We start from the raw sequence: 20,473 nt of genomic DNA, 5'->3' as shown, positions 1-20,473 counted from the left end.
CCCCCCCCCCCAGGAAAAAAGTCCTCTAGAGAGCGGCCGGCTACGGAACGAGGCGCGTCATGAGCAACGATTTGAAGACTCCAGGCATGGGCGCGCTGCTTGGCGCAGAGGAGAAAGTCGTGAGGGCCGAACTGAAAAACAGGCATATTTTATTTTTATCCTGCGGCGTTCTGCTCACGGTCTTTCTGCTTTCACTGATGTGGGAATTCGCGGGGGAGGGCTTGGTTCTGACTTTCCTGGGCATCGGCAATGCCGATGAACCTGCCCGCGAACACTGGCGCTACGTCGCTTTAATATCCTGCTTCACCGCCGTCGCCTTGATCGTCCCGACATGGGTGCTGATGCGAATAAATACCGGGCATAATCGTGCCGAAACGGCGCTGCTTAAAAGCGAAAAGTGGTTCTCGGCGGTAATGGACGCCTCGCCCGCCGGCATTTATCTGAAAGATATCGACGGACGTTTTCTTTTCGCCAACCGCCGTTATGAAACCTGGTGCGGCATAGAGGGCGGCGTCAAGGGCCGCACGGTCCATGACTTTTTCCCGAAGGGACAAGCCGACTTTCGCGCCTCCCAGGATCGCGAAGTGATCAAATCCGGTCGGGCCAGGGAATACGAAACCAATATGGATGTTCCGGGTAACGGCTCAATCACCGTCAACGTGATTACGTTTCCCGTTTTCGGCCACGATCATGCTGTGGTCGGCGTCGGCGCAGTCAATACCGATATCACCGCGCGCAAGAAAGCCGAGGACGTCTTTATCGGAATGATGGACAACGCCGTGCGCGCCAATCAGGCAAAATCCAACTTCCTGGCCCATATGAGCCACGAACTGCGCACCCCGCTTAACGCCATACTGGGCTTTGCCCAAATGATGGAGGAGCAGGTATTCGGCCCCCTCGGCGAGTCTCATTACGAGGAGTACGCGAAGGATATCAATGCCAGCGGCCGGCACCTGCTGAGCCTGATCAACGATGTTCTGGACCTCTCCAAGATCGAGGCGGGAAAGCTGGATATCCACCCGGAGCATTTAGACCTCCACGAAATCATCGCCACCTCTCTGGAAGTGGTCAGGGGAGAAGCGTCGGTCGAACAAAAAGTCATCTACACCGAGGTTGCCGAGACTCTTCCCCATCTGCTCGCCGACGGACGCATGGTCAAGCAGATGCTTTTGAACCTGCTGTCCAACGCCATCAAGTTCACTCCCGAGAACGGCAGGATCACGGTCGGCGCCGCCGTTGCCGTTGACGGCGGATTAACGCTTACCGTTTCCGATTCCGGCATCGGCATTGCCGAGGACCAGATGGCCAGGGTATTGACCCCGTTCGGCCAGATCGACAACGACTTGAATCGCCGGCACAAGGGCGCCGGCCTGGGCATCCCGCTGGTCATGGGACTGGCCAAACTGCACAACGGTTCCCTGGAGCTGAAAAGCGTTATCGGAGTCGGCACCAGGGCAACCCTCTACTTCCCCCCCGAGCGCGTCCTCCGCTGCGCCTAGATTTCCCGCAATTTAACCCCTCCTAACCTCCCCTTCGTAAGGGGAGGAACTTTTCTCCCCTCCTTAACAAGGAGGGGTTGGGGGAGGTTATGCCAGGGGTCGCCGTTAATGTGAAGATTGATTGGAATCGGCTGGGAAGTTAAAAAATTTTATGTTATAGGACGATTAAAGAGATTGCTTTTTACAATGGTTACACTAGAGGTTAGTCGGCATAATCCAACGCCACGGTCATAGCGGAAAGGAATTTGAACAATGACAACTAAAGTCGATAAAGGTGATATGGAAACCCCCGAACAGGAAGCGTTCAGCTTGTCGCAATCTGCGGTTATTCTTGATCAGTTCCGAAATGATCCGTCATTGCTCGCTTCGGCGTTGGAAAAGAATATGGAGCTTTGGGTCGCCATTCGCATGCTGGTTTCCCGCAAGGACAACAAGATGACGGTCGAGACCAGGGATAACCTGACAAAGCTCAGTAAATTCGTGGCGGAAACCACAATGAACCACGGGGTCGATATTTCATCCGAAACTCTCGACACATTGATTAACATCAACCTGCAGATATCAGAGGGTTTACTGGAGGGGGCGAACAAGGGCGGCGGCAAAGGCAAAGCCGGGAAGAAGAGCTGTTGTTGAAACAGAGCGCCTGCCGGTCATTTAATCCGGTGGGCGGATGTCCTTGGCCTCGCATGCGGTAAGGAAGAATCGTTCCCATTCCCTGACCGCCTCGTCGTTCTCGAACAAAGCATGGTTATGCTTGAGAATGTATTCGCGTGTTTTCTTTTGAAACGCCTTATCGACGCCCAGGCGCACAGCAATATCCACATACTCGGACGGCGTCTTGACGATGCAGTCGGTCAGTCCGATTTGTCGGCAAATGGCCGCGCAAACTCGCGTCCGCATCATCTCGCCCGGCATGGTGACCACCGGGGTGCCGACCGTCAGCGCCTCGATTGTCGTATTGCCGCCGCTGAATGTCGGCGGGTCAAGACAAACATCGACGCAGGCCATTAACGCCAGAAAATCCCCATGCTCCATAAACGGCGCGAATTTGATGCGCTCAACCACGTCGGGGATGCTTTCCTTGAAACGGGCCGTCAGAAGATTGCTCCAACTCTTTTCCGGATGCCGCACCAATAAAATATTACCCTTAGGGTCACGGCGCAGAATATCCGCCATGACGCCGTCAAAACCGGGGTGCATCCTGAACAGGTACTGGGCGAATAAATAGTAATTAATATCCTCGGCAAGACCGAAATCAGCGCGGCTCTTGGGTCGCTCGGAAACCTTCGGCTTGTAGTAATAAGTGGGCAGGGCTTTTAGCCGGAAAAGGGTTTCGCGATAGTGCTTTTCACCGCCCTCCGTTTCGAGAGCTTCCGAGGAAACAAAGTAATCCAGATTGGGAATGCCGGGGCTTACCGGATGACCCCAGGTCACGCATTGGACGGGCGCCAGTCTGGCGAAAGCCAGACAATATGAGAAGCTGTCCATGCCGATCTCGGGATAGACGATGACATCAAGCATCTCCCGGGCTATGGCCCGGCGCGCAACATCCAGATTCAGGGGGGCGCGTATTGTCTTGTCAGCGCCGGCGGCGATGGCGTTGGTCATCTCGTCCTCCACATGGGGAATGACGACAAGGGTTACATGGAATCGTCGGCGATCCAGTTTTGCAATGACGCCCTGCATCAGCCGGCCTATGGAATGTTCAAAGAAAAAGCGCGAGATGAACCCGACCTTGATTCTCGGCTCGTCTTTGCGGGGCCGGGGATTGTCGATATGGGGGGCGACAAAGCCGAGGCTTGGGCAGGCCTTCAAATGGAGGTCGGCCAATTTATCGTGAAACTTGCGGTCGGGCAGGCCGTGATAAGCCATGTAGAACAACATGGCGGCAAGATCAGACGGATCGTCAATGACCAGCCCGGCCTGTGACATGACATCAAGGCCGCGCTCCACCCGGCGGCGAAAGGCGTTGATCTGCCCCTGGGAGAAAAATACAGGCGGCATCGTCAGCGCCATCCACAGCCGCATCATGTCACGCGGCTGATAAGCCTGGGCCATGGCGTAATTGGCCAGCGCGCCGGTGAAGTTGCACTCCCGCAACAGGACATGACCAAGCTTGATCCAGGCATCCACACAAGCCGGATCGTTCAGGGTCGCCGCTTCGTAATGGCGCTTGGCGTCCTGTGTATCGCCCAGCTTGCGCAGCATATCGCCGGTGCTTACATACAGTCCTATGTTGCCGGGGTTTTGTTCAAGCGCCTTCTTCTGGCGCTCGACCTCTTCCCGCAGAGCGTCTGTCGCTGATTTCTGCTCACCGCCCATTATGCGGACACCCCCGATCAGTGATAGTATACTCAAGACTACGCTATTATTGAAATGCGGAGAATTTTTGATGCTGATCGGCGTACCCAAGGAAATCAAGGATAACGAGCACCGCGTCGGCATGACGCCGCCCAGCGTGCGTGAACTGATCCATCATGGCCATAAGGTCGTAGTCGAGAGCGGGGCCGGCCTCGGCATCGGCATTGATGACGGCGCCTATCGGGCCGCCGGCGCCTCCATCGCCGAGGCCGCCGCCCCGGTTTTTGAACAGGCCGACATGATCGTCAAGGTCAAGGAACCCCAGGCCGTTGAATATCCCATGCTGCGCAGCGGGCAGGTGTTGTTCGCCTATCTTCATCTGGCCCCCGACGCCCGGCAGACGCGGGCGCTGGCGGATTCCGGCGTCATCGCCATCGCCTATGAAACGGTGACCGACGGCAGGGGACATCTGCCCTTGCTGGCGCCGATGAGCGAAGTGGCGGGCCGCATGTCCATCCAGGCCGGGGCTAATTGCCTTGAGAAAGAACGCGGCGGCTCCGGCGTTTTGCTCGGCGGCGTCCCCGGCGTCGAGGCGGCCAGGGTGGTGATCATCGGCGGCGGCGTAGTCGGAACCAACGCGGCGCGCATGGCCATGGGCATGGAGGCCCGCGTCACCGTGCTGGATAAATCATTGGAGCGCCTACAGGCGCTGGACCTGCAATTCGGCTCGCGGATCAGCACCCTCTATGCGACGGTGGACGCCATCGAGCGGCAGGTAGCGGCCGCCGATCTGGCAATCGGCGCCGTCCTGGCGCCCGGCGCCGTCGCGCCCAAACTGGTCAGCCGCGAGATGACGGCGCGGATGCGTCCGGGATCGGTGATCGTTGACGTCTCCATCGACCAGGGCGGCTGCTTTGAGACATCTCGCCCGACGAGCCATTCCAGTCCCACCTATATTGAGGAAGGCGTGGTTCACTACTGCGTAACCAACATGCCGGGCGCCGTCGCCCGCACCTCGACCTTCGCCTTGAACAACGCCACCTTGCCCTTCATTGCCGCCCTGGCCGATAAAGGCTATCGACAGGCGATGCGGGAAGACCCCTGCCTGCTGGCCGGCCTCAATGTCCACAAGGGCCGCGTCACCTACCGGGCGGTGGCCGAAAGCCTGAACTATGACTACCTTCCGCCTGAAGAAGCGCTATGATTCTATCGACCGTAAAAAATGACTTGTGCAGGGAAAGAAAAATTCTCCCCTTCGAAGGAGTGTTTTGACCACAGAGGCACAGAGGCGCAGAGGAGGATAGAAAAAAAGAAAAAGCAGGAAGAAAACTTCACTTAATCTTCTCTGTGTCTCTGAGCCTCTGTGGTTAATAAAACCTGTTTTTTAAGCCGATGAGACTTCGTCATGTTGATTTCTTGATTCAAGACTCGCCGCTGCGGATCACGCCGACGATATAAAGGAAAGCGCCGGCGACAAGGATGCCGATCTGAAGACCGGGGACCTCGAAACTGCCGCGCCAGGCCAGCATGACGTTCATCATTCCCAGCAGCAGGAGACAGACGCCGAATATCTTGGTCTTGACGCCCCTTTTCGGGGCCTCGTCTTCAGGCATAGGCTTATCGTTCAACGCCTCGGCGGATTGTCGGGAACTCATCAGGTTTTATTCCTTTTTAATCTTGCCCTTGGAAATGATCTTTCTGATGTAATACAGAACGTCGGCGCGTTCCTTCTCATTTATAATTTCCCCCCAGGCCGGCATGGCCTGTCCCACGGCGTCGTCTTCGCCGATGCCGTTAATAATGGCGATATACAAATCCTCGTCTTTTTTACCCATTCTTTCGCCGTCGGCAAAACTGGGAGACCTGGGATTGAAGGGAACGCCCTCATAGCCGTGGCAAACGGCGCAGTATAATTCATAGATCATCTGCCCGTTGCGCCATTTCTCTTCGTTCAGTTTCTCGACCCCGGCGGCCGAAGCGAACGTTGACGAACCCCATAAAAGAGAAAACAGCGACAGAAAAACCAAAATGCGATTCATAAAATCCCCCCATGACTATAGCCGCCGTGAAGATCATAATAGACATAACCTCGGCGGCGCAAGTTAAGCCCTGTAAGTTAAGCTCTGTAAGTCAAATGAGACAAATGATCCTATGACGATCCCCAAAAGCGCCGCTATCGACGATGAAGGAGTCTGGAACCAGGTTCTTCGCCTCCCCCCCGGAAACGGCAACAAGCCGGCCTTGTTCCTTGACCGGGACGGCGTGGTGCTGGAAGAGGTCAACTATCTTCGCGCCGCCGGGGACGCCCGCCTGATCCCCGGCGCCGCCGAGACCATCGCCGCCGCCAACAGGCTTGCCGTCCCCGTGGTTATCATCACCAATCAGGCCGGCATCGCACGGGGCTATTTCGACTGGGAGGCATTTGCCGCCGTTCAGGACAAACTTCTCGCCGACCTCGCCGCCTTGGGCGCCTTCATCGACGGCGTCTTCGCCTGCCCCCACCATTCCATGGGCAATCCTCCCTACAATCATCCCGACCATCCGGCGCGCAAGCCTAATCCGGGAATGTTGCTGAGGGCGGCGACAATGCTTGAACTGGACCTTTCGCGCTCGTGGATCGTCGGCGACCGGGCCGGCGACCTGGGCGCCGGCCGCAACGCCGGACTAGCGGGAGGACTTCATGTACTGACCGGCCACGGCGGCGACGACGGCGAACGTCAGGCGGCGCAGGCCTTGGCCGGAGACGGCTTTATAGTTCTGACCGCCGACTCGATTGCAAAATCCCAAGAGGAGCTGCCTGTTCTGCAAAAATAAACAGGCCGGGAAGATCCCGGCCTGTTATTCAGCAAAATCTGGTCGATTTTACTTACTTCTTTGCACCCTTTTCGCACTCAGCCTTCTTCGCTGCGTCTTCGATCTTGGAACAATCAGCCTTTTCGCCTTCTGCGGCCATTACCGGGGCAACGCCGAAGCTGAGGACGAAAGCGAGCAAGGACGCGGCAATAAAACCTTTCTTCATTTTTTGAAACTCCAAACAAAAATTAAGGTGGAAGCGAATGTATGCAATAAATCATCGGAGAAAGCTAGTCAAAAGAAATGATTTTATATATTGGTTTATTAGATTATCCTCCCCGAAGCCATTCCATTTTCAGGATCGGCACAACGGGAACGCCTAAGGCGCAGGCTTGGCCGCTATCTGCTTTTGCATACTTTTGCGGGTTCGGAGAAACCGCATGGCCCGTTGCGCCACATGCAGCGGCAAGCCATCATAAATACGCAGCAAAGCCTCATTGTCCTCGTTGCTTCGCGCACCGTCGAAATTAGTAAGAATGAGAGTTTCGCCGAACATATCGTAATTCATCTCAACGGCTTTACAAACGATCGCCAGTTTCTCGCCTGTCGGATCAAACGCTGTTTGACGTGCGGTGCCGATATCGATTTTAGCGAGTCGCCCCAGGCCGGCGACAAATTCCGGCACTTTATCCTGGCGCAGCAATTGAAGCAGAAAACCGTTATCCAACTGGTTCAGCTTCTCCTTGCGGATAATGAAGCTCTCGGCCGGATCAGGATTTTTATCACTCCCCTGGGCGATAAACCATTGTTCCGTTTCCTTCATCAGCGCATCGACTTCCGCTTTATCCATATTGCCGCCGGCGTTGAGAATTTGTTCGCGCATGGCCCATGACACCCGCCAGAATATCTCCTTGGCCATATCATCCGGCGTGTCATTTCGCGCAACGAGGGTCTTGTTAAGGGAATCGTTGCTTTTAGCCCTTTCAACGATGGTCTCTATGCCGTCACGGGAGAAACGGGCGCCGTCGTTGCCGGCCAAGGTCTCAAGCACAGAGTCGTTTCCCCTGACCACCAGCGCGTCAGTGACCTTTTCATTTACCGATGTCCGCATGGAAATCGCCTTCAGGTGTTCCTGACTTTGTTTTTTTACGATCTGAATCAGTTCGTCGTCTTTAAGCGCATCGCTGTTGACGAGAACGGGGAGGGCGACTTCGATTTTATCATTAGCGAGAGAACGGATTAAATCTCCGGGCGCGTTGCTGACGGTGGATATCCTCTCCGCCAGATGCTGCCGGACCTTTGTTTCCACATCGACGACGATGCGACCCATGATCTCGCCGAAATAGGATATCTCTTTTTCGTTCAGAAATTGCGGCGCCTCCATGAACAGATCGGTGACCTCACGGAGAAGCTGTTGGCGCCCCTCGTCGGAATTCTCCACGGCCAGCCGCGCAAGGCTCTCCAGATGCGCCCTTTTGTCAGTCATTATTTCAGATCACCAACCGGTCAAGTAAGGTTATCGGGTCAGTCGCCGCCGTAGTGAATGTAATCCGCCCATATGCGTTCCAGGCGCCTTAACGAGGCGCAGGAGGCATCGATTTCAGCGGCGCTAATTCCGCTTTTAACCATCGCCTCGGAGCTTACGTCGTCCAGTTCGCGGACTTTCTTGACCACCCCCAGCGCCTTTTCGGTGAGCCGGATGCTCACCGAACGCTTGTCATGGGCCGACCGTTCCTGGGTCAGATAGCCCATATCTGTCAACTTCTTGATATTATAAGAGACGTTCGATCCCTGATAATAGCCGCGCTCGACCAAATCGCGGATGGCGATCTGCTCGTCCTTGATGTTGGCCAGCAACAGGGCCTGGACCGCGTTGATATCCTTGATCGACATGCGGTTGAGTTCGACCCTGAGGACATCAAGGAATCGCCTGTGCAGGCGCTCAATCAGCCGCGTCAGTTCAAGATATTCCTTCTTCACGCCGGAAACTCCTTCCAGGAAACGTCCCTGTTTGAGTTTGCACGGAATCGGTATGCGATGGCAACCGCTGAAAAAGGCTATCGACCGGGGCTTGCCGTCGATGTCTCCGGTTGTTGGGGAGAAGCGTCAATGCTTAAACGGGCAATCACGATGACCAACAGCAAGATGGTGTTAAAAATCAACGCTCCGATAATCAGCTTTTTCTTGGTTTCAAATTTCATCGCCGTCATCCGCCGCCCGGTGTCCTGATTTAGAAATTCATAAGCGCTAATTGAGAGAATTTCAATTTGTTATCGACAGATACGGAGGTTTAAAGTGACTCTGACAAATCCTCCACCTTGCTTTAAAGGGGGAGTTAGAGGGGGTGTTTGCGGCAACCTTACCTTCCCCTCCTTGGTGAGGAGGGGAAAGCGCAGGGGCTGCCGGTTTTGGGGGAGGCGGATTTGAAGCTGTTGAGGTACGGCCCGAAGGGTCTGGAAAAGCCGGGGCTGCTCGATAACAACGGGCGCATCCGCGACCTGTCCGGCGTCATGTCCGACATCACGCCGGAGATTCTAGCGCAAAATCGCCTGGATTCTCTTAGCGCCCTGAATATCGACGCCCTTCCTTTAGTCGAGGGTTCGCCGCGCCTCGGCGCGCCGGTGTCGGGAGTCGGCAAGATACTGGCCGTCGGCCTTAACTACTCCGAGCACGCCGACGAAACCGGCGCCAAGCCGCCGACCGAGCCTATGCTGTTCTCAAAAGCGATAACGGCGCTCAGCGGCCCCAACGACGCGGTGACGCTGCCCAGGGACTCAAAAAAAAGCGACTGGGAGGTGGAATTGGCGGCAGTCATCGGCGCCCGCGCTCAAGACATCGAGGAATCCCAAGCGCTTGCTCATATCGCCGGCTACGCGGTGATGAACGATATATCCGAACGGGCCTGGCAAAAGGAACGGGGCGGCCAGTGGATCAAGGGCAAGAGCTTCGACGCCTTTGCCCCTCTGGGGCCATGGCTGGTGACCAAGGATGAAATCCCCGACCCGCAAAACCTGATCCTGTGGCTCACGGTCAACGGCGAGCAACGCCAGCGCTCCACCACCGCGAAGATGACTTTCGGCGTCGCTTTTCTGGTTTCCTATATCAGCCGATTCATGACCCTGATGCCTGGCGACGTCATTACCACAGGCACCCCGTCCGGCGTCGGCCTGGGGATGAATCCGCCCACCTTCCTCAAGCCCGGCGATGTTATCAGACTCGGCGTCGAGGGCCTGGGCGAACAACGCCAGGAGGTCAGGGCCTGGGAAGACAGGGATCATCATCACATACGTTGACCTCAACAGTCACATGAGCCAGTTCGCCCATGTGTCCGAGCAGCGCCTTATAATGCTCCGGCGGTTTGGGATAGTGGGTGACCAGCGAGATGATGGCCCCCAGGCGCTGCGGCCCGATCCGCCAGATGTGGAGGTCTACTATCCGATTGTCGGAATCATCCTCAATGGCCTGACGAAGCTTTTGGCTTTTTTCGTTGTCGACCGCGCTGTCCAGGAGGATGCGACCGGTGTCGTGCAAAAGAACAATCGCCCACCTGCCGATCACGACGGCGCCGACGATACCCGTGGCCGCATCCAGCCAAATCCAGCCGAACATTTTGCCGCACAAAAGCGCTACGATAGCCAGCATTGAGGTCAGTGCATCCGCCAGCACATGTAGATAGGCGGCCCGCAGGTTGTGGTCCTGACGCCCCCCGTCGTGATGGGGGGAATGGTCGTGTCCGTGGTCGCCACGGAGGAGTCGAGCACTGACCAGATTCACCATCAGGCCGATCATCGCGACGATCATCGCTTCATCGAAAGAAATGGAAAGGGGATTGACCAGGCGGTTGGCTGACTCCCAGGCTATCAGCAGGGCGACCATGCCAAGCACCATCGCGCTGGTGAAGCCGCCCAGTATCTCGACTTTGCCCACGCCGAAGGTGAAGCGGCGATCAGCCATATGACGACGCGCATAACGATAGGCGAAGACAGCGATCCCCAGCGCCCCGGCATGAGTCGCCATGTGCCAGCCGTCAGCCAGCAGGGCCATGGAATTGAACATCCAGCCGGCCACGATCTCGGCCACCATCATGACGGCGGTCAACATCACCACATAGAGGGTGCGTCGTTCGTTGGCCTGATTAACTTCCAGGTCGATAAAAGTATGCCCGTGACGCCATGTGTCCAGTTGATGAATGTGCATCGCCTCATGCCTTTCTGCGCCGGGCGGATTCAACCGCCGTAATAAAAAAGCGCTCCAGTTCCCTTACGGATTCCATGTTTTCAAACAGGACGCCCGCTTTTTCCCTGATCTGTTCCCTCGCCCGATTATGAAACTCCCCGTCATTGGCGAGGCGAACCGCCGACCGGACATAATCCTGTTCGTTTTCGGCGATCAGGTCGGTAAAGCCCATAGCCCGGTAAAAACCCGACGTAACCCTTCCCCGCATGGTTTTTCCCGGCCAGGTAACGATGGGGACGCCCATGGCGAAAGTCTCCAGAGATGATTTGCCGCCGCAGAAATGACTGGTGTCCAATACCGCGTCGGCAATGATCAACAAGCGTAAAAAATCAATGTTGGGCATATTGGGAAGAAAAATTATGCGGTCGATTAAATCAGGATCGGCAAACGACAAGGCGAACCGCTCAAGGAGATATTCCCGCCATTCCCGATGAGCGCCGTCAATAAGAACCAATATCCCCTTCGGGTCGGCGCGGAGTATTTCACCTAAAGTATGATCGAACTCCGGATGAAACTTCGTCAGATTCTGCGGACACACATAAATAACGGCGTCATCGGCAAACCCGAAGCGACGCCTTCCCAGATCATCATCCGGAATTTCGGGGGGGTAGAAATATGAAGGGAAATGTTCGAGCTTGATCAGCCGTTCCCGGTAATGATCCTCGGCATTGTCCGGCTCCATGGAGCGGATTGAAAGAAAATAATCGACGTTCGGGATGCCCGTAGTAATCGGATGCCCCATGGTCACCGCCTGGACCGGCGCCAGACGGGAGAACGCCAACGAATACGACCACGCCGTCATCCCGATATCGGGATAAAGCAATATGTCCGGTTTCTGCGCCGCGATCAATTCACGCGCCGCGTCAACTTTCGTCGGAATGTAGAAAACCTTATCGGCGGAGCGGTCGATGTGGTCCGCCAATCCATCACGGTCGCCGTGAGGACGAAAGATCATAACTTCAAACTTGTCGCGGGATAATTTTTCAATAAGTCCCCTGAACAGGACGCCTATCGTATGCTTGAACAAAAACGACGAGACAATCCCAAGACGCAGCTTTCCTTTGCGCTCAACCGGGTCGAAACAATGCGGGGATTCCCATGCCAATTCCGGGCATGAATTAATATAAAAATCACCGATATCGGACAATGAATCCTTATCATTGAAACCGTGATAGGCAATATGAAAGTAATTCTCAGGGCTTACGTCATAAATATTATATTTATTGGTAATTTTTTCTTTAGCCATTATTGAAATTTTATTTTTTACATCATTTCTTATTTTTATTAATTCCTCCATCGGCGGCATGAGATGGGGAAGTGACGTCGTCATTATCATTTTAAGCTTGGGATCGCGGGTTATTTTGAAAGAGCGCTCAAAACATTCGAGAGCATCCCTGAATTTGCATTGCCTGTTATATACGCGGCCCATAGTCAAAAGCGCGCCGGCGTGGTCGGGATTGATCGTGACGGCACGCCGGCAGGCCGCCTCGGCGGCGTCAAGGTTTTCCTGTTTCAGGTATAGGGCGCCGAGATTAAAATGAGCGTCGGCGTGGTCCGGCATAATCTCCACGGCCCGACGGAAGCAGGCGACGGCATCCTCGATCCTGCCCGACGCGGCTAAAAAGGCGCCGAGTTCATTGTGCGCCTCGGCGTTGCCGGGGCCGGCTTTTACCGCCGCCCGCAGATATTCTTCCGCCTGAGCGGCGTCGCCGGAGTGAAACGCCGCTATTCCGCCAAGACCCAGCGCCCCCGAATGCCGAGGATGGACCGCTATAATTCGCCGGCAAATATCAAGAGCTTCCTGGAAACGCCCGGCCTGAAAGGCGGCTGCCGCCTGCCGAAAAAACGGAGCAATATCCTTGTTTGCGCCGGGAAGGTTCTGCCGTTTGGTCAACTTTTCGCGGTTACGGCGAAGCTTTCGGCTCACGATGAAATATCCCGATTCATAGCGCTTGATCCGCTAATTTATACCAATGGCCGTAAAAAATGGCTCTGAAAAATCCTCCCCCTTGCTTCAAGGGGGAGGTCAGGAGGGGGTATTGAACAACCTCCCCTTCCCCTCCTTGGTAAGGAGGGGAAAGCGCAGGGGCTACCATAGATCAATATCAATGGCCGATGATATTAGACCGGATTCATGCAAAATGAAACAGCGCGGTCGGCGGTATTTAAGCCGCCGGCCTTCTCGCTTGGCCGCCGTGGCCGCTATGGCCGCCATGGCTGCTTTGGCCGCTCCTGCCGCCGCTGCGCCGTGGCGGACGGTTGCTCTTGAACCGGCTGCGGCCCGGCATGCCGCCGCGATCATTAGCCGGCGCCGGCGCCATGCCGTGATAGGGATGATTTTCATCGACCAGCACCGACCGGCGGATGGTTTTCTCGATATCCCGCAAAAACGCCCTTTCCTCCGAGTCGCAGAACGAGATCGCCACGCCGGAAGCCCCGGCCCGCGCCGTGCGTCCGATACGATGCACATAGCTCTCCGGCTCATTAGGAAGATCGAAGTTAATGACATGGGTTATGCCGTTGACGTCGATGCCCCGCGCCGCGATATCGGTCGCCACCAGGGCGCGGAGGCGCCCGGATTTAAACTCGCCGAGAACCTTCTGGCGGGCCGCCTGCGACTTGTTGCCGTGGATGGCGCCGGAGCTGACGCCTTCACGGTCCAGATGCAGGGCGACCTTGTTGGCGCCGTGCTTGGTCCGCGTAAAGATCAGCACCCGCTTGATGTCGCTGTTGGTCAACAGCTTGGACAACAGATCGCTTTTCTTGTCCTTGGGGACAAAGAACACCCGCTGATCGACTTTTTCGACGGTGGTCGCCGCCGGAGCCGCCTCGACGCGGATCGGATCGGTAAGCAGGCCCGCCGCCAGCTTAAGAACGGTCTCGGGCATGGTTGCCGAAAACAAAGCCGTCTGGCGGATCGCCGGCAGCTTGGCGGCAATCCGGCGCACGTCGGGAATAAACCCCATGTCGAGCATGCGGTCGGCTTCGTCAAGAACGAAAATTTCGATGCGGCCGAGCCTGCAATGGCCCTGGTTCATCAAGTCCAGCAGACGGCCCGGCGTAGCTACCAGAACGTCGAGGCCGGAGGACAACATATTGATCTGCGAGCGGATCGAAACGCCGCCGTAGGCCACGCCGCTGCGCAATTTAAGGTGTTTGCCGTAAGTGCGGATGCTGTCGGCAATCTGCCCGGCCAGTTCGCGGGTCGGCGCCAGGATCAGCGCCCGGGGAGAGTTGCGTTGAGACGGATTGCCGCTTTCGGTCAGGCGTTGCAGCATAGGGAGGGTAAAGGCGGCGGTCTTGCCGGTGCCTGTCTGCGCCAGTCCCATCAGGTCGCGTCCGCCGAGAAGGTGGGGGATGGATTTTAATTGGATCGGCGTCGGCGTCGAATATCCTTCGGACTCGACAGCCTTCATAAGAGGAGCCATAAGATTAAGCCCCGAAAAACTAGTCATATTTAACATCACTTTCACAAGAATGCACCGGAGTCCCACAGCGGAACCCCGTATGCGGCATCCACAGGCGCGCCAAAGGCGCCGGCCCGGATACACAAACGCTCACAATGTCTGAGAAGTAACTCGCCCAGCCGCAGTTTACGGCTATTCATGAAACGCACATCTACTGTGTTACGTTGCCGCCGTATAGAGGATCGGTTAGAATAAGTCAAGCTTTTACGCCGTCAGGCATTATCCTTCATCGCCGCCCGCGACTTTTTTGCCCCATTCTTTAATAAGTTCTACTTGTTGGCTGCGTAACAGAACAATGCGACGCTGCGCGATCACGGTCAAAAAAGCGACGATCACCGGCGGGACTGAAAGGAACATTATCCACCCGAAGCCGGCGGCGCCGAGCATCACCGTCAGCGAGAAGACGTTGGTTAGTATTTGCTGGGCGGCGTTAAAGGGATCTCCTGCTTTCCAAAGGTCAAGAAGATACGGGAAAACGCCGGCAAAGTTCATGCCTCCGACGCTGAATGTATGATATTTCTCCTCCGATCTGTCGATAAAGTAAACGACCAGAGTCGGCAGCATGCCGAAAAAGAGAACCATCATCATCGGCAGCGCAACGATCATCAACAACGTGATGACCATGATGCCCCCGATGAGCCTCATCCCACGATCTTGCCTCTGAACTTGTCCCTGAGGAGCGGCCTGCTTTGACGGTTGCTTTTTTGCCATCACCTTTTCCGATGATCCTACCAGGCTGAGAAAAGAAGTAACAAAGTGATCACAATCATGGAAATCATAATGGAGCACATGGCGGCGATCTTTTTACCGGTAAGTTCGGATTTTGCCGCCAGTTCCCCGCCTTTCCCTTCAATTTCCTGAATTTCATTTTCCGCCTCTTTAAACTCTTCCTTGGCCTTGGTGAATTTCTCCATGTCCTCCTTGCGTTTTTCGACGTTGTCGATGGAGTCGAAAAGTTCCGGCAGGCTTCCTTTGCGGACGAGTTTTGGTATCTCGCGCTCGATTTCACGGCGCGTGGAGCGGCTGGAATAGGTGTTGATGGCCGGCCCGAGAAGTCCTCCCAGCCAGCTTGAAAGGCCGAAAAGAGATTCCATCTTCAAATGCCATTGCAAAAACGCCAACAGACTGAGCATGCCTATCAGTTTTTTCTCTTCATCCGGCGAAGACAACGCCGCCAAATGAGGAGAGATGTCCTGATCAAAATGGGTGATGACAAAGGCGGCAATATGTCGGTCCATCGGTTTCGCCTTGGCGTCCACGCGGTTCGCCGCCGCGTCAAGGGCGGGCAAAAGATCATCAATATAGATCACATAGTCTTCCTTGATGAGAGGACTCTGGCAGGGCAGTTCAGGATTAAGTTCATAAAGAACGCGCTCGATGCCGAACCCCATGTTGTTATCCTGAATCAGTTTTTTCATCTGACGGAATCGGGCGTCAATAGCGATTACCTGGGCATCATATTTATTCTGTTCGGCGAACCAGACGCCGGCAATATCATGTACTAATACTTCCGCAGGGGCCTGCGCATTGCCCTGAAGCAGGAGTTCCACCGCCATTGCCGTCCCGTAAGCGTCGGGCATGAAGAAGAACCCCTTGTAGCGGATGGGGCCGCCCGGGTCGAAGACAAGGCTGACCTTGGTGACGATATAATCATCGCTGCCCTGCGGTTTGTCCTGGAAAACCTGGGCCATGCCTGCGGCCTCGGCGACCATTGCGGACAATTCCGGGGAATGTACGCTGCGGCGTAGCCAGTTTATCAGTTCCGGGTCCCTGATCGCTTTTGCCGCTTCGTCCACCTTCCCGGTGAAGGCATAAGCCAAAGTTCGCGGGGACTGATGCGAAACTCCCTCAAAAATGAACGGTTTATCAACCTTCGCAGCCGGCTTCTTCTGAATGGGGGTCCGCCGCTGGCCGTCAAGCCAGCGCGACAGCAATTCTACATCCCAGCGCTCTTTCGCATCATCGCTCAACATGCCGCGCAGCGCCTCGATCAAGCTCACCGGAATACGCATTTTTCCGCAAAGGGTAGCGTAAGAGCCTTGTTCGATTTTGGATCTTAACAAAGCCTCATCGCTCATGCCCCCCACCGGGTTGCCTCTGAGGATGAAAAACACTATGGCGACCCCAAGAGCGTAAATATCGTCGGCGATACTCCCTTCGCCACGGCCGCCCGGCGAAGCCATGCCCCTCTCGATAGTCTCGAATAATATCGGTTGATCAAAACCGGGAGGCACAGTCACGCAATCGCCCATCACCACCTCGGTTCTGTCCTCATCCATAAAAAACATATTCTTGGGCCGAATAGAGCGGTGGGAAATATTATGCACCCCAAAATCTCCCAAGGCGCTGACCAAGGGACTGATAATTAGTTGAGAAATGTCATGTTCGCTGATTTTAAGATCATTATTGGTAAAGGTATCGGTAAGCCGCCCCCCCATCGGCTGCTCATAGAGCACAATCATGGTGCTCTGGCGCAGGGGCGGCCAAGGCGCGACGGCAAAATCAACAATAGGCATAACCCCCCTCGGACTATTCGACATGAGAGAGGAAATGATTTTGTATCTGATCGGCAGGCCCGGAGTGCAGGCCAGCGCAAACATTTTTTTACCGATGTTTTTTCGATCTGAAACCGAGAACGCATTAGCCGACGGCGTATCCAATCCGGGCAGCGGCGCGTTAAGATCGATAAGGTAACGATCCTTAAGAATCACCGGCTTCGCGTGGACAATGCCCGCTTGAGCGGTTGCTCCCTCCGAAGGCGCCGCTTCGGACGACGTCCCGCCACCGTTTCCGACTGTTTCCGGCGATTCTGCCATTACGGCTCTTCCTCAGGTTTTCAGATGGCGGCAGTATTAATAATTATCGACCCTATATGATCAAGCATCAGGACTTGGTTAGATCGCGCACGCTTTCGGCCAATATTCTGAGCACTCCCCTTATAAGGGGATCGGTCTTCGCCAACATTCTCTCAAATTCGTTCCGCGAAAATACGGAGGCGGACACTGTCCCGAGGGCGCGCGCCGAGGCAGTATGAGGCTTGTCGGTAATCAGCGCCATCTCACCGATTATCGCGCCGGCGCCGATAGTGGCGATGACTTTGACTTCGTCTCCTGCGGCCTTGATGATCTCAACGTTACCGCTTTCAATAACAAACGCCTGATCGCCGTGCTCATGCTCCCGGAAAAGATAGCGTCCGGATTCATAGTTTTTATGCATTTCAGCCTCATCCATTCTTGCCGCCCGGAAGCTTAACACGTCGTGAACGGCGCGTTAAGCATCGTTTAAACAACGGCATTATAGAATGGACGCAACAATCAACAATACGAATACCGGCTTGCGGAGACACATTATGGTAACCTTAGTCGCAATCATCGCCTCCATCACCTTGAGCATGACCATCCTCGACCGCTGACCGGCACAAGGCAGCGCCATATCAGCGCCGGCGGGCGCCGACCATGATAGCCTGAATCGTCCGCTCGCCAAGCGCCTTGCAGGCCTCCAGCCGGTGCAGTCCCTCGACCAGGACATAACGCTCCTCGTCCTGACGAATATGAATAGGCCTCTGCTGTCCGACTTCCATGATGTTTTCGGCGAGTTCCTTGACCGTTTCCGGGTTCAACGTGTTCCGTCTCTTGACCGGCACATAGATGTCGGCGATGGCGATATTCAGTATCTTCAATCGATTCTCCCGGCGTCATCCGGCCAGTTCGCGTGAGCGTCCGGTCGCGGCGCCTACGGCATCGGTCATCAAGCGCTGCAAACCGTTATCGGCCATCAACACCGCCAAAGCCTCGGCGGTAGTCCCGCCGGGACTGGTAACGTTGGAGCGCAATATCTCGGGTTTATCCGACGCCAGACGCATGAGTTCTCCGGCCCCGGATACCGTCGCCTTGGCCAGCCGCTCGGCAAGGCCTTCGGGCAAGCCCGCCTCAACGCCGGCGCGGGCCAGGCATTCCGTCAGCAAAAAGACATAGGCCGGACCGCTTCCCGAAACCGCCGTTACTGCGTCGAGCAATCCCTCGTCGTCAATCCACGCCACGTCGCCGACCGCCTCCAGGAGTTCAGAACACTGTAGCCGCTGATCGGCGGTAACCCGTTGATTGGAACAGGCGACGGTGATGCCCCGGCGCACCGCCGCCGGCGTGTTGGGCATGCAGCGCACGACAGCCGCTCCCTTGCCGAGCTTTTCCTCGAAATAAGCGATGGTCTTGCCGGCGGCGATGGACAGAAAGACGCAGCCATGGCCGGCGAAGCGCGCATAAGCCGGGACTACGCCGTCCATCGCCTGGGGCTTGACCGCGAAAACAACGACGCCGGGCCTGACGCCGTCGTTGATCGCGTCTGCGGCGGCGCCGACCTTGACGCCGAAGCGCTTGCCCAAGCCCGCCGCGACTTCGGCATTGGGGTCAATAACGATAATATCGGAATTTTTAATGCCGCGCTCAAGCCAGCCCCCAAGCAAAGCGCCGCCCATCTTCCCGCAGCCGGCCAAGACCAGCCGCACGGTCATCAAGCCTCGCCGATGGTGTCTACCATCGCCGCGCTGACCGATTCGTGGGCCGTCCGTCCGCCCCAGATCACATGTTGAAAAGCGGGATAGAATCTGTCGCTCTCCATAATCGCGGCGTCCACCATATCCTCCATCTGCTCGCGACTCGGGCCGCCGGCGCCGCGCAGAAGCAGCGCATGGCGGTACATAGGCAGGCCTTCTTCATCCCACAAGCCGAAGTGGCCGAGGCACACCTTCTCGTTGATCAGGGCAAGCAGTTCATGCATGGCGGCTCGGCGTTCCGCCGGAGCGCGAAGATCGAAGGCGCAGGTAAAGTGAACAGCGCCAAGGTCCTCGTTCCAGGTAAAATACAGACTGTAATTGCACCAGCGGCCCGGCGCCTGAACCACAATCTCCCGATTGCCCTGGCGGTCGGATGTCCAGTCATTTTCATCGACGATCTTCTCGACCACATCAAGAGGATGGACGGCGCCGACGTCACGCGAAACGCTTAAATACTTCATTGCCGCTTCTCCTCATGCCGGGGCAAGGGCGAATGGGAATTTAAAATCAAAATCCACAAGCTATTGCGTGTAGTGCAATATGCTGTGTAATGCTCCCCTGTCCCGTACAAGATGTAGGGTGCCAAAAGATAGCTCCCGACGCAAGCACGGAGTTGAACAATAAGGATATTTTTTGTGGATAAGGGAGAAAGCAGAGCGTGTCATGCCATCGGCCCTAATCACTGACCCATGGCGGCCCTTGCACTTTCCCCTCCTTACGAAGGAGGGGTCAGGGGAGGTTGCTGCTCAATACCCCCTCTAACTCCCCCTTAAAAAGGGGGAGGATTTTTTAGAGTCATTTTTTACGGCCACTGGTATAATTTCATATCTGAGGACGAGGGCGTCAACGAACGTTCCGGACTTTCTTTTATAGTAATTACGGCGGCGTCCGACCTCGGTGAACCCCTTAGTTTGATAGAACCGCCGCGCCGGCTCGTTATCTTCCGCCACTTCCAGAAAGATTTGTCCGGCGCCCATCTTCGCGGCGGCGGCCAGGGCGGCGTCAAGAAGGCTTCCCGCCAGGCCGCGCCTTCGCCATTTTGCCGCTACGCCGATAGTTATCACCTCGCACTCTCCGCCGGCGGCGCGGCAAAGTATAAACCCCTGCGGCCCTGCGCCGCCGCCGCCGACAAAGGCGAAAGCTCCCGGCATGGCGAGAATCTGTGATATTGCCCGGGCGTCCCAGGCGTCATTAAAGCAGTAGCCGTGAAGAGCGGCAATCGCCTCGGGCGCCGAACAGGAAACAATGTTGTGGGCGCTCACGGTCTTATCCGGCCCCCGTCCTTCGGGATGACGGCGTCGGGCAGCCTAAGGTAAAGAGGCACAGGCGACGGCGACTCATCGCCGAGACGCCACCGCATGGAGGCGATCATGGCCACCGTCGCGGCATCGGGAAGGCCGGGGGCGCTGCTGAGAATCGCCTTGACGCCGGCCCGCGCCAGCGCCGAGGCGCTGCGCCCGGCGGCGTCGCCGACGATAAGCAGCGGAGTTGCCGGAACCATACGGACAAGACCGTCGGGGCTTACGGCTTCCGGCTCTCCCAAGGGTTCAAGCCCGGCGCCGAAGGCTTGAGCGTAGACATCGTCTCTTTTTGATTCCAGAACCACTAACAGAGTTTTTCCGGCG

20 protein-coding genes and 1 pseudogene (1 of these 21 only partly in view) are annotated in these 20,473 nt (G+C 56.2%); 5 read left to right on the top strand and 16 right to left on the bottom strand.

Features of this window, described 5'->3' with window-relative positions; genetic code table 11:
• The first annotated feature begins 59 nt into the window (after nucleotides 1–59).
• The gene (locus tag A3H92_05290; protein ID OHC73774.1) at nucleotides 60–1,499 is read left to right on the top strand and encodes a hypothetical protein; all 1,440 of its coding nucleotides are present in this window, start codon (nucleotides 60–62) and stop codon (nucleotides 1,497–1,499) included.
• Nucleotides 1,500–1,751: 252 nt separating this feature from the next.
• The gene (locus A3H92_05285) at nucleotides 1,752–2,132 is read left to right on the top strand and encodes a hypothetical protein (protein OHC73773.1); all 381 of its coding nucleotides are present in this window, start codon (nucleotides 1,752–1,754) and stop codon (nucleotides 2,130–2,132) included.
• A 21-nt stretch (nucleotides 2,133–2,153) separates the two neighbouring features.
• Here the strand turns inward: A3H92_05285 and A3H92_05280 are convergent, their stop codons facing one another.
• A complete protein-coding gene (locus A3H92_05280) occupies nucleotides 2,154–3,821 on the bottom strand; it encodes a hypothetical protein (GenBank protein ID OHC73772.1) in 1,668 nt (555 codons plus the stop codon).
• Between the two features lie 70 nt (nucleotides 3,822–3,891).
• On the opposite strand from A3H92_05280, the gene A3H92_05275 reads away from it, so the two are divergent.
• Nucleotides 3,892–5,004, top strand: coding sequence for an alanine dehydrogenase (locus A3H92_05275; protein ID OHC73771.1), 1,113 nt, complete (start codon nucleotides 3,892–3,894; stop codon nucleotides 5,002–5,004).
• A 217-nt stretch (nucleotides 5,005–5,221) separates the two neighbouring features.
• Here the strand turns inward: A3H92_05275 and A3H92_05270 are convergent, their stop codons facing one another.
• Nucleotides 5,222–5,455 (bottom strand): hypothetical protein, encoded by a 234-nt coding sequence (locus tag A3H92_05270; protein ID OHC73770.1) that lies wholly within the window; start codon nucleotides 5,453–5,455, stop codon nucleotides 5,222–5,224.
• A 6-nt stretch (nucleotides 5,456–5,461) separates the two neighbouring features.
• Nucleotides 5,462–5,839, bottom strand: coding sequence for a hypothetical protein (locus A3H92_05265; GenBank protein OHC73769.1), 378 nt, complete (start codon nucleotides 5,837–5,839; stop codon nucleotides 5,462–5,464).
• A gap of 112 nt (nucleotides 5,840–5,951) precedes the next feature.
• Here A3H92_05265 and A3H92_05260 point away from each other — a divergent pair, with 112 nt between their 5' ends.
• Nucleotides 5,952–6,614, top strand: a complete 663-nt coding sequence (locus A3H92_05260) for a hypothetical protein (protein ID OHC73768.1) — start codon at nucleotides 5,952–5,954, stop codon at nucleotides 6,612–6,614.
• A 358-nt stretch (nucleotides 6,615–6,972) separates the two neighbouring features.
• Here A3H92_05260 and A3H92_05255 read toward each other — a convergent pair whose 3' ends face one another.
• Entirely contained in the window at nucleotides 6,973–8,079 is a 1,107-nt protein-coding gene (locus A3H92_05255; protein ID OHC73767.1) for a hypothetical protein, read from the bottom strand.
• Nucleotides 8,080–8,117: 38 nt separating this feature from the next.
• The gene (locus A3H92_05250; protein OHC73766.1) at nucleotides 8,118–8,573 is read right to left on the bottom strand and encodes a MarR family transcriptional regulator; all 456 of its coding nucleotides are present in this window, start codon (nucleotides 8,571–8,573) and stop codon (nucleotides 8,118–8,120) included.
• 443 nt (nucleotides 8,574–9,016) lie between these two features.
• Between A3H92_05250 and A3H92_05245 the strand changes: the two genes are divergently transcribed.
• Nucleotides 9,017–9,886, top strand: coding sequence for a 2-hydroxyhepta-2,4-diene-1,7-dioate isomerase (locus A3H92_05245; protein ID OHC73816.1), 870 nt, complete (start codon nucleotides 9,017–9,019; stop codon nucleotides 9,884–9,886).
• Here A3H92_05245 and A3H92_05240 read toward each other — a convergent pair.
• The 11 genes and pseudogenes from A3H92_05240 to A3H92_05190 all read right to left on the bottom strand — a co-directional run.
• A complete protein-coding gene (locus A3H92_05240; protein ID OHC73817.1) occupies nucleotides 9,846–10,790 on the bottom strand; it encodes a cation transporter in 945 nt (314 codons plus the stop codon). The genes A3H92_05245 and A3H92_05240 overlap by 41 nt on opposite strands.
• A gap of 4 nt (nucleotides 10,791–10,794) precedes the next feature.
• Entirely contained in the window at nucleotides 10,795–12,756 is a 1,962-nt protein-coding gene (locus A3H92_05235) for a hypothetical protein (protein OHC73765.1), read from the bottom strand.
• Nucleotides 12,757–12,994: 238 nt separating this feature from the next.
• Nucleotides 12,995–14,257, bottom strand: coding sequence for a DEAD/DEAH box helicase (locus A3H92_05230; GenBank protein OHC73764.1), 1,263 nt, complete (start codon nucleotides 14,255–14,257; stop codon nucleotides 12,995–12,997).
• 258 nt (nucleotides 14,258–14,515) lie between these two features.
• A complete protein-coding gene (locus A3H92_05225; GenBank protein ID OHC73763.1) occupies nucleotides 14,516–14,941 on the bottom strand; it encodes a hypothetical protein in 426 nt (141 codons plus the stop codon).
• Nucleotides 14,942–15,024: 83 nt separating this feature from the next.
• Entirely contained in the window at nucleotides 15,025–17,112 is a 2,088-nt protein-coding gene (locus A3H92_05220) for a hypothetical protein (GenBank protein ID OHC73762.1), read from the bottom strand.
• A 67-nt stretch (nucleotides 17,113–17,179) separates the two neighbouring features.
• Nucleotides 17,180–17,527 (bottom strand): hypothetical protein, encoded by a 348-nt coding sequence (locus tag A3H92_05215; GenBank protein OHC73761.1) that lies wholly within the window; start codon nucleotides 17,525–17,527, stop codon nucleotides 17,180–17,182.
• A gap of 202 nt (nucleotides 17,528–17,729) precedes the next feature.
• Nucleotides 17,730–17,975, bottom strand: coding sequence for a chromosome partitioning protein ParB (locus A3H92_05210; GenBank protein OHC73760.1), 246 nt, complete (start codon nucleotides 17,973–17,975; stop codon nucleotides 17,730–17,732).
• Between the two features lie 15 nt (nucleotides 17,976–17,990).
• Nucleotides 17,991–18,806 carry a pyrroline-5-carboxylate reductase gene (locus A3H92_05205; protein ID OHC73759.1) on the bottom strand — a complete coding sequence of 272 codons (816 nt, stop codon included), beginning with the start codon at nucleotides 18,804–18,806 and terminating at the stop codon, nucleotides 17,991–17,993.
• On the bottom strand, nucleotides 18,806–19,309 hold the full coding sequence (locus A3H92_05200; GenBank protein ID OHC73758.1) for a hypothetical protein: 504 nt from the start codon (nucleotides 19,307–19,309) through the stop codon (nucleotides 18,806–18,808). The genes A3H92_05205 and A3H92_05200 overlap by 1 nt, the downstream gene beginning before the upstream one ends.
• 297 nt (nucleotides 19,310–19,606) lie before the next feature.
• The gene (locus tag A3H92_05195) at nucleotides 19,607–20,110 is read right to left on the bottom strand and encodes a hypothetical protein (GenBank protein ID OHC73757.1); all 504 of its coding nucleotides are present in this window, start codon (nucleotides 20,108–20,110) and stop codon (nucleotides 19,607–19,609) included.
• Nucleotides 20,107–20,473: pseudogene (locus tag A3H92_05190) on the bottom strand (tRNA (adenosine(37)-N6)-threonylcarbamoyltransferase complex dimerization subunit type 1 TsaB) (it continues 323 nt past the right edge of the window). Before A3H92_05190 ends, A3H92_05195 begins: the two are co-directional and overlap by 4 nt.

The organism is Rhodospirillales bacterium RIFCSPLOWO2_02_FULL_58_16, from assembly GCA_001830425.1.
In the GTDB taxonomy this organism is placed as follows: Bacteria; Pseudomonadota; Alphaproteobacteria; order Rhodospirillales; family 2-02-FULL-58-16; genus 2-02-FULL-58-16.
This window is presented reverse-complemented; position numbering and strand designations above follow the sequence as displayed.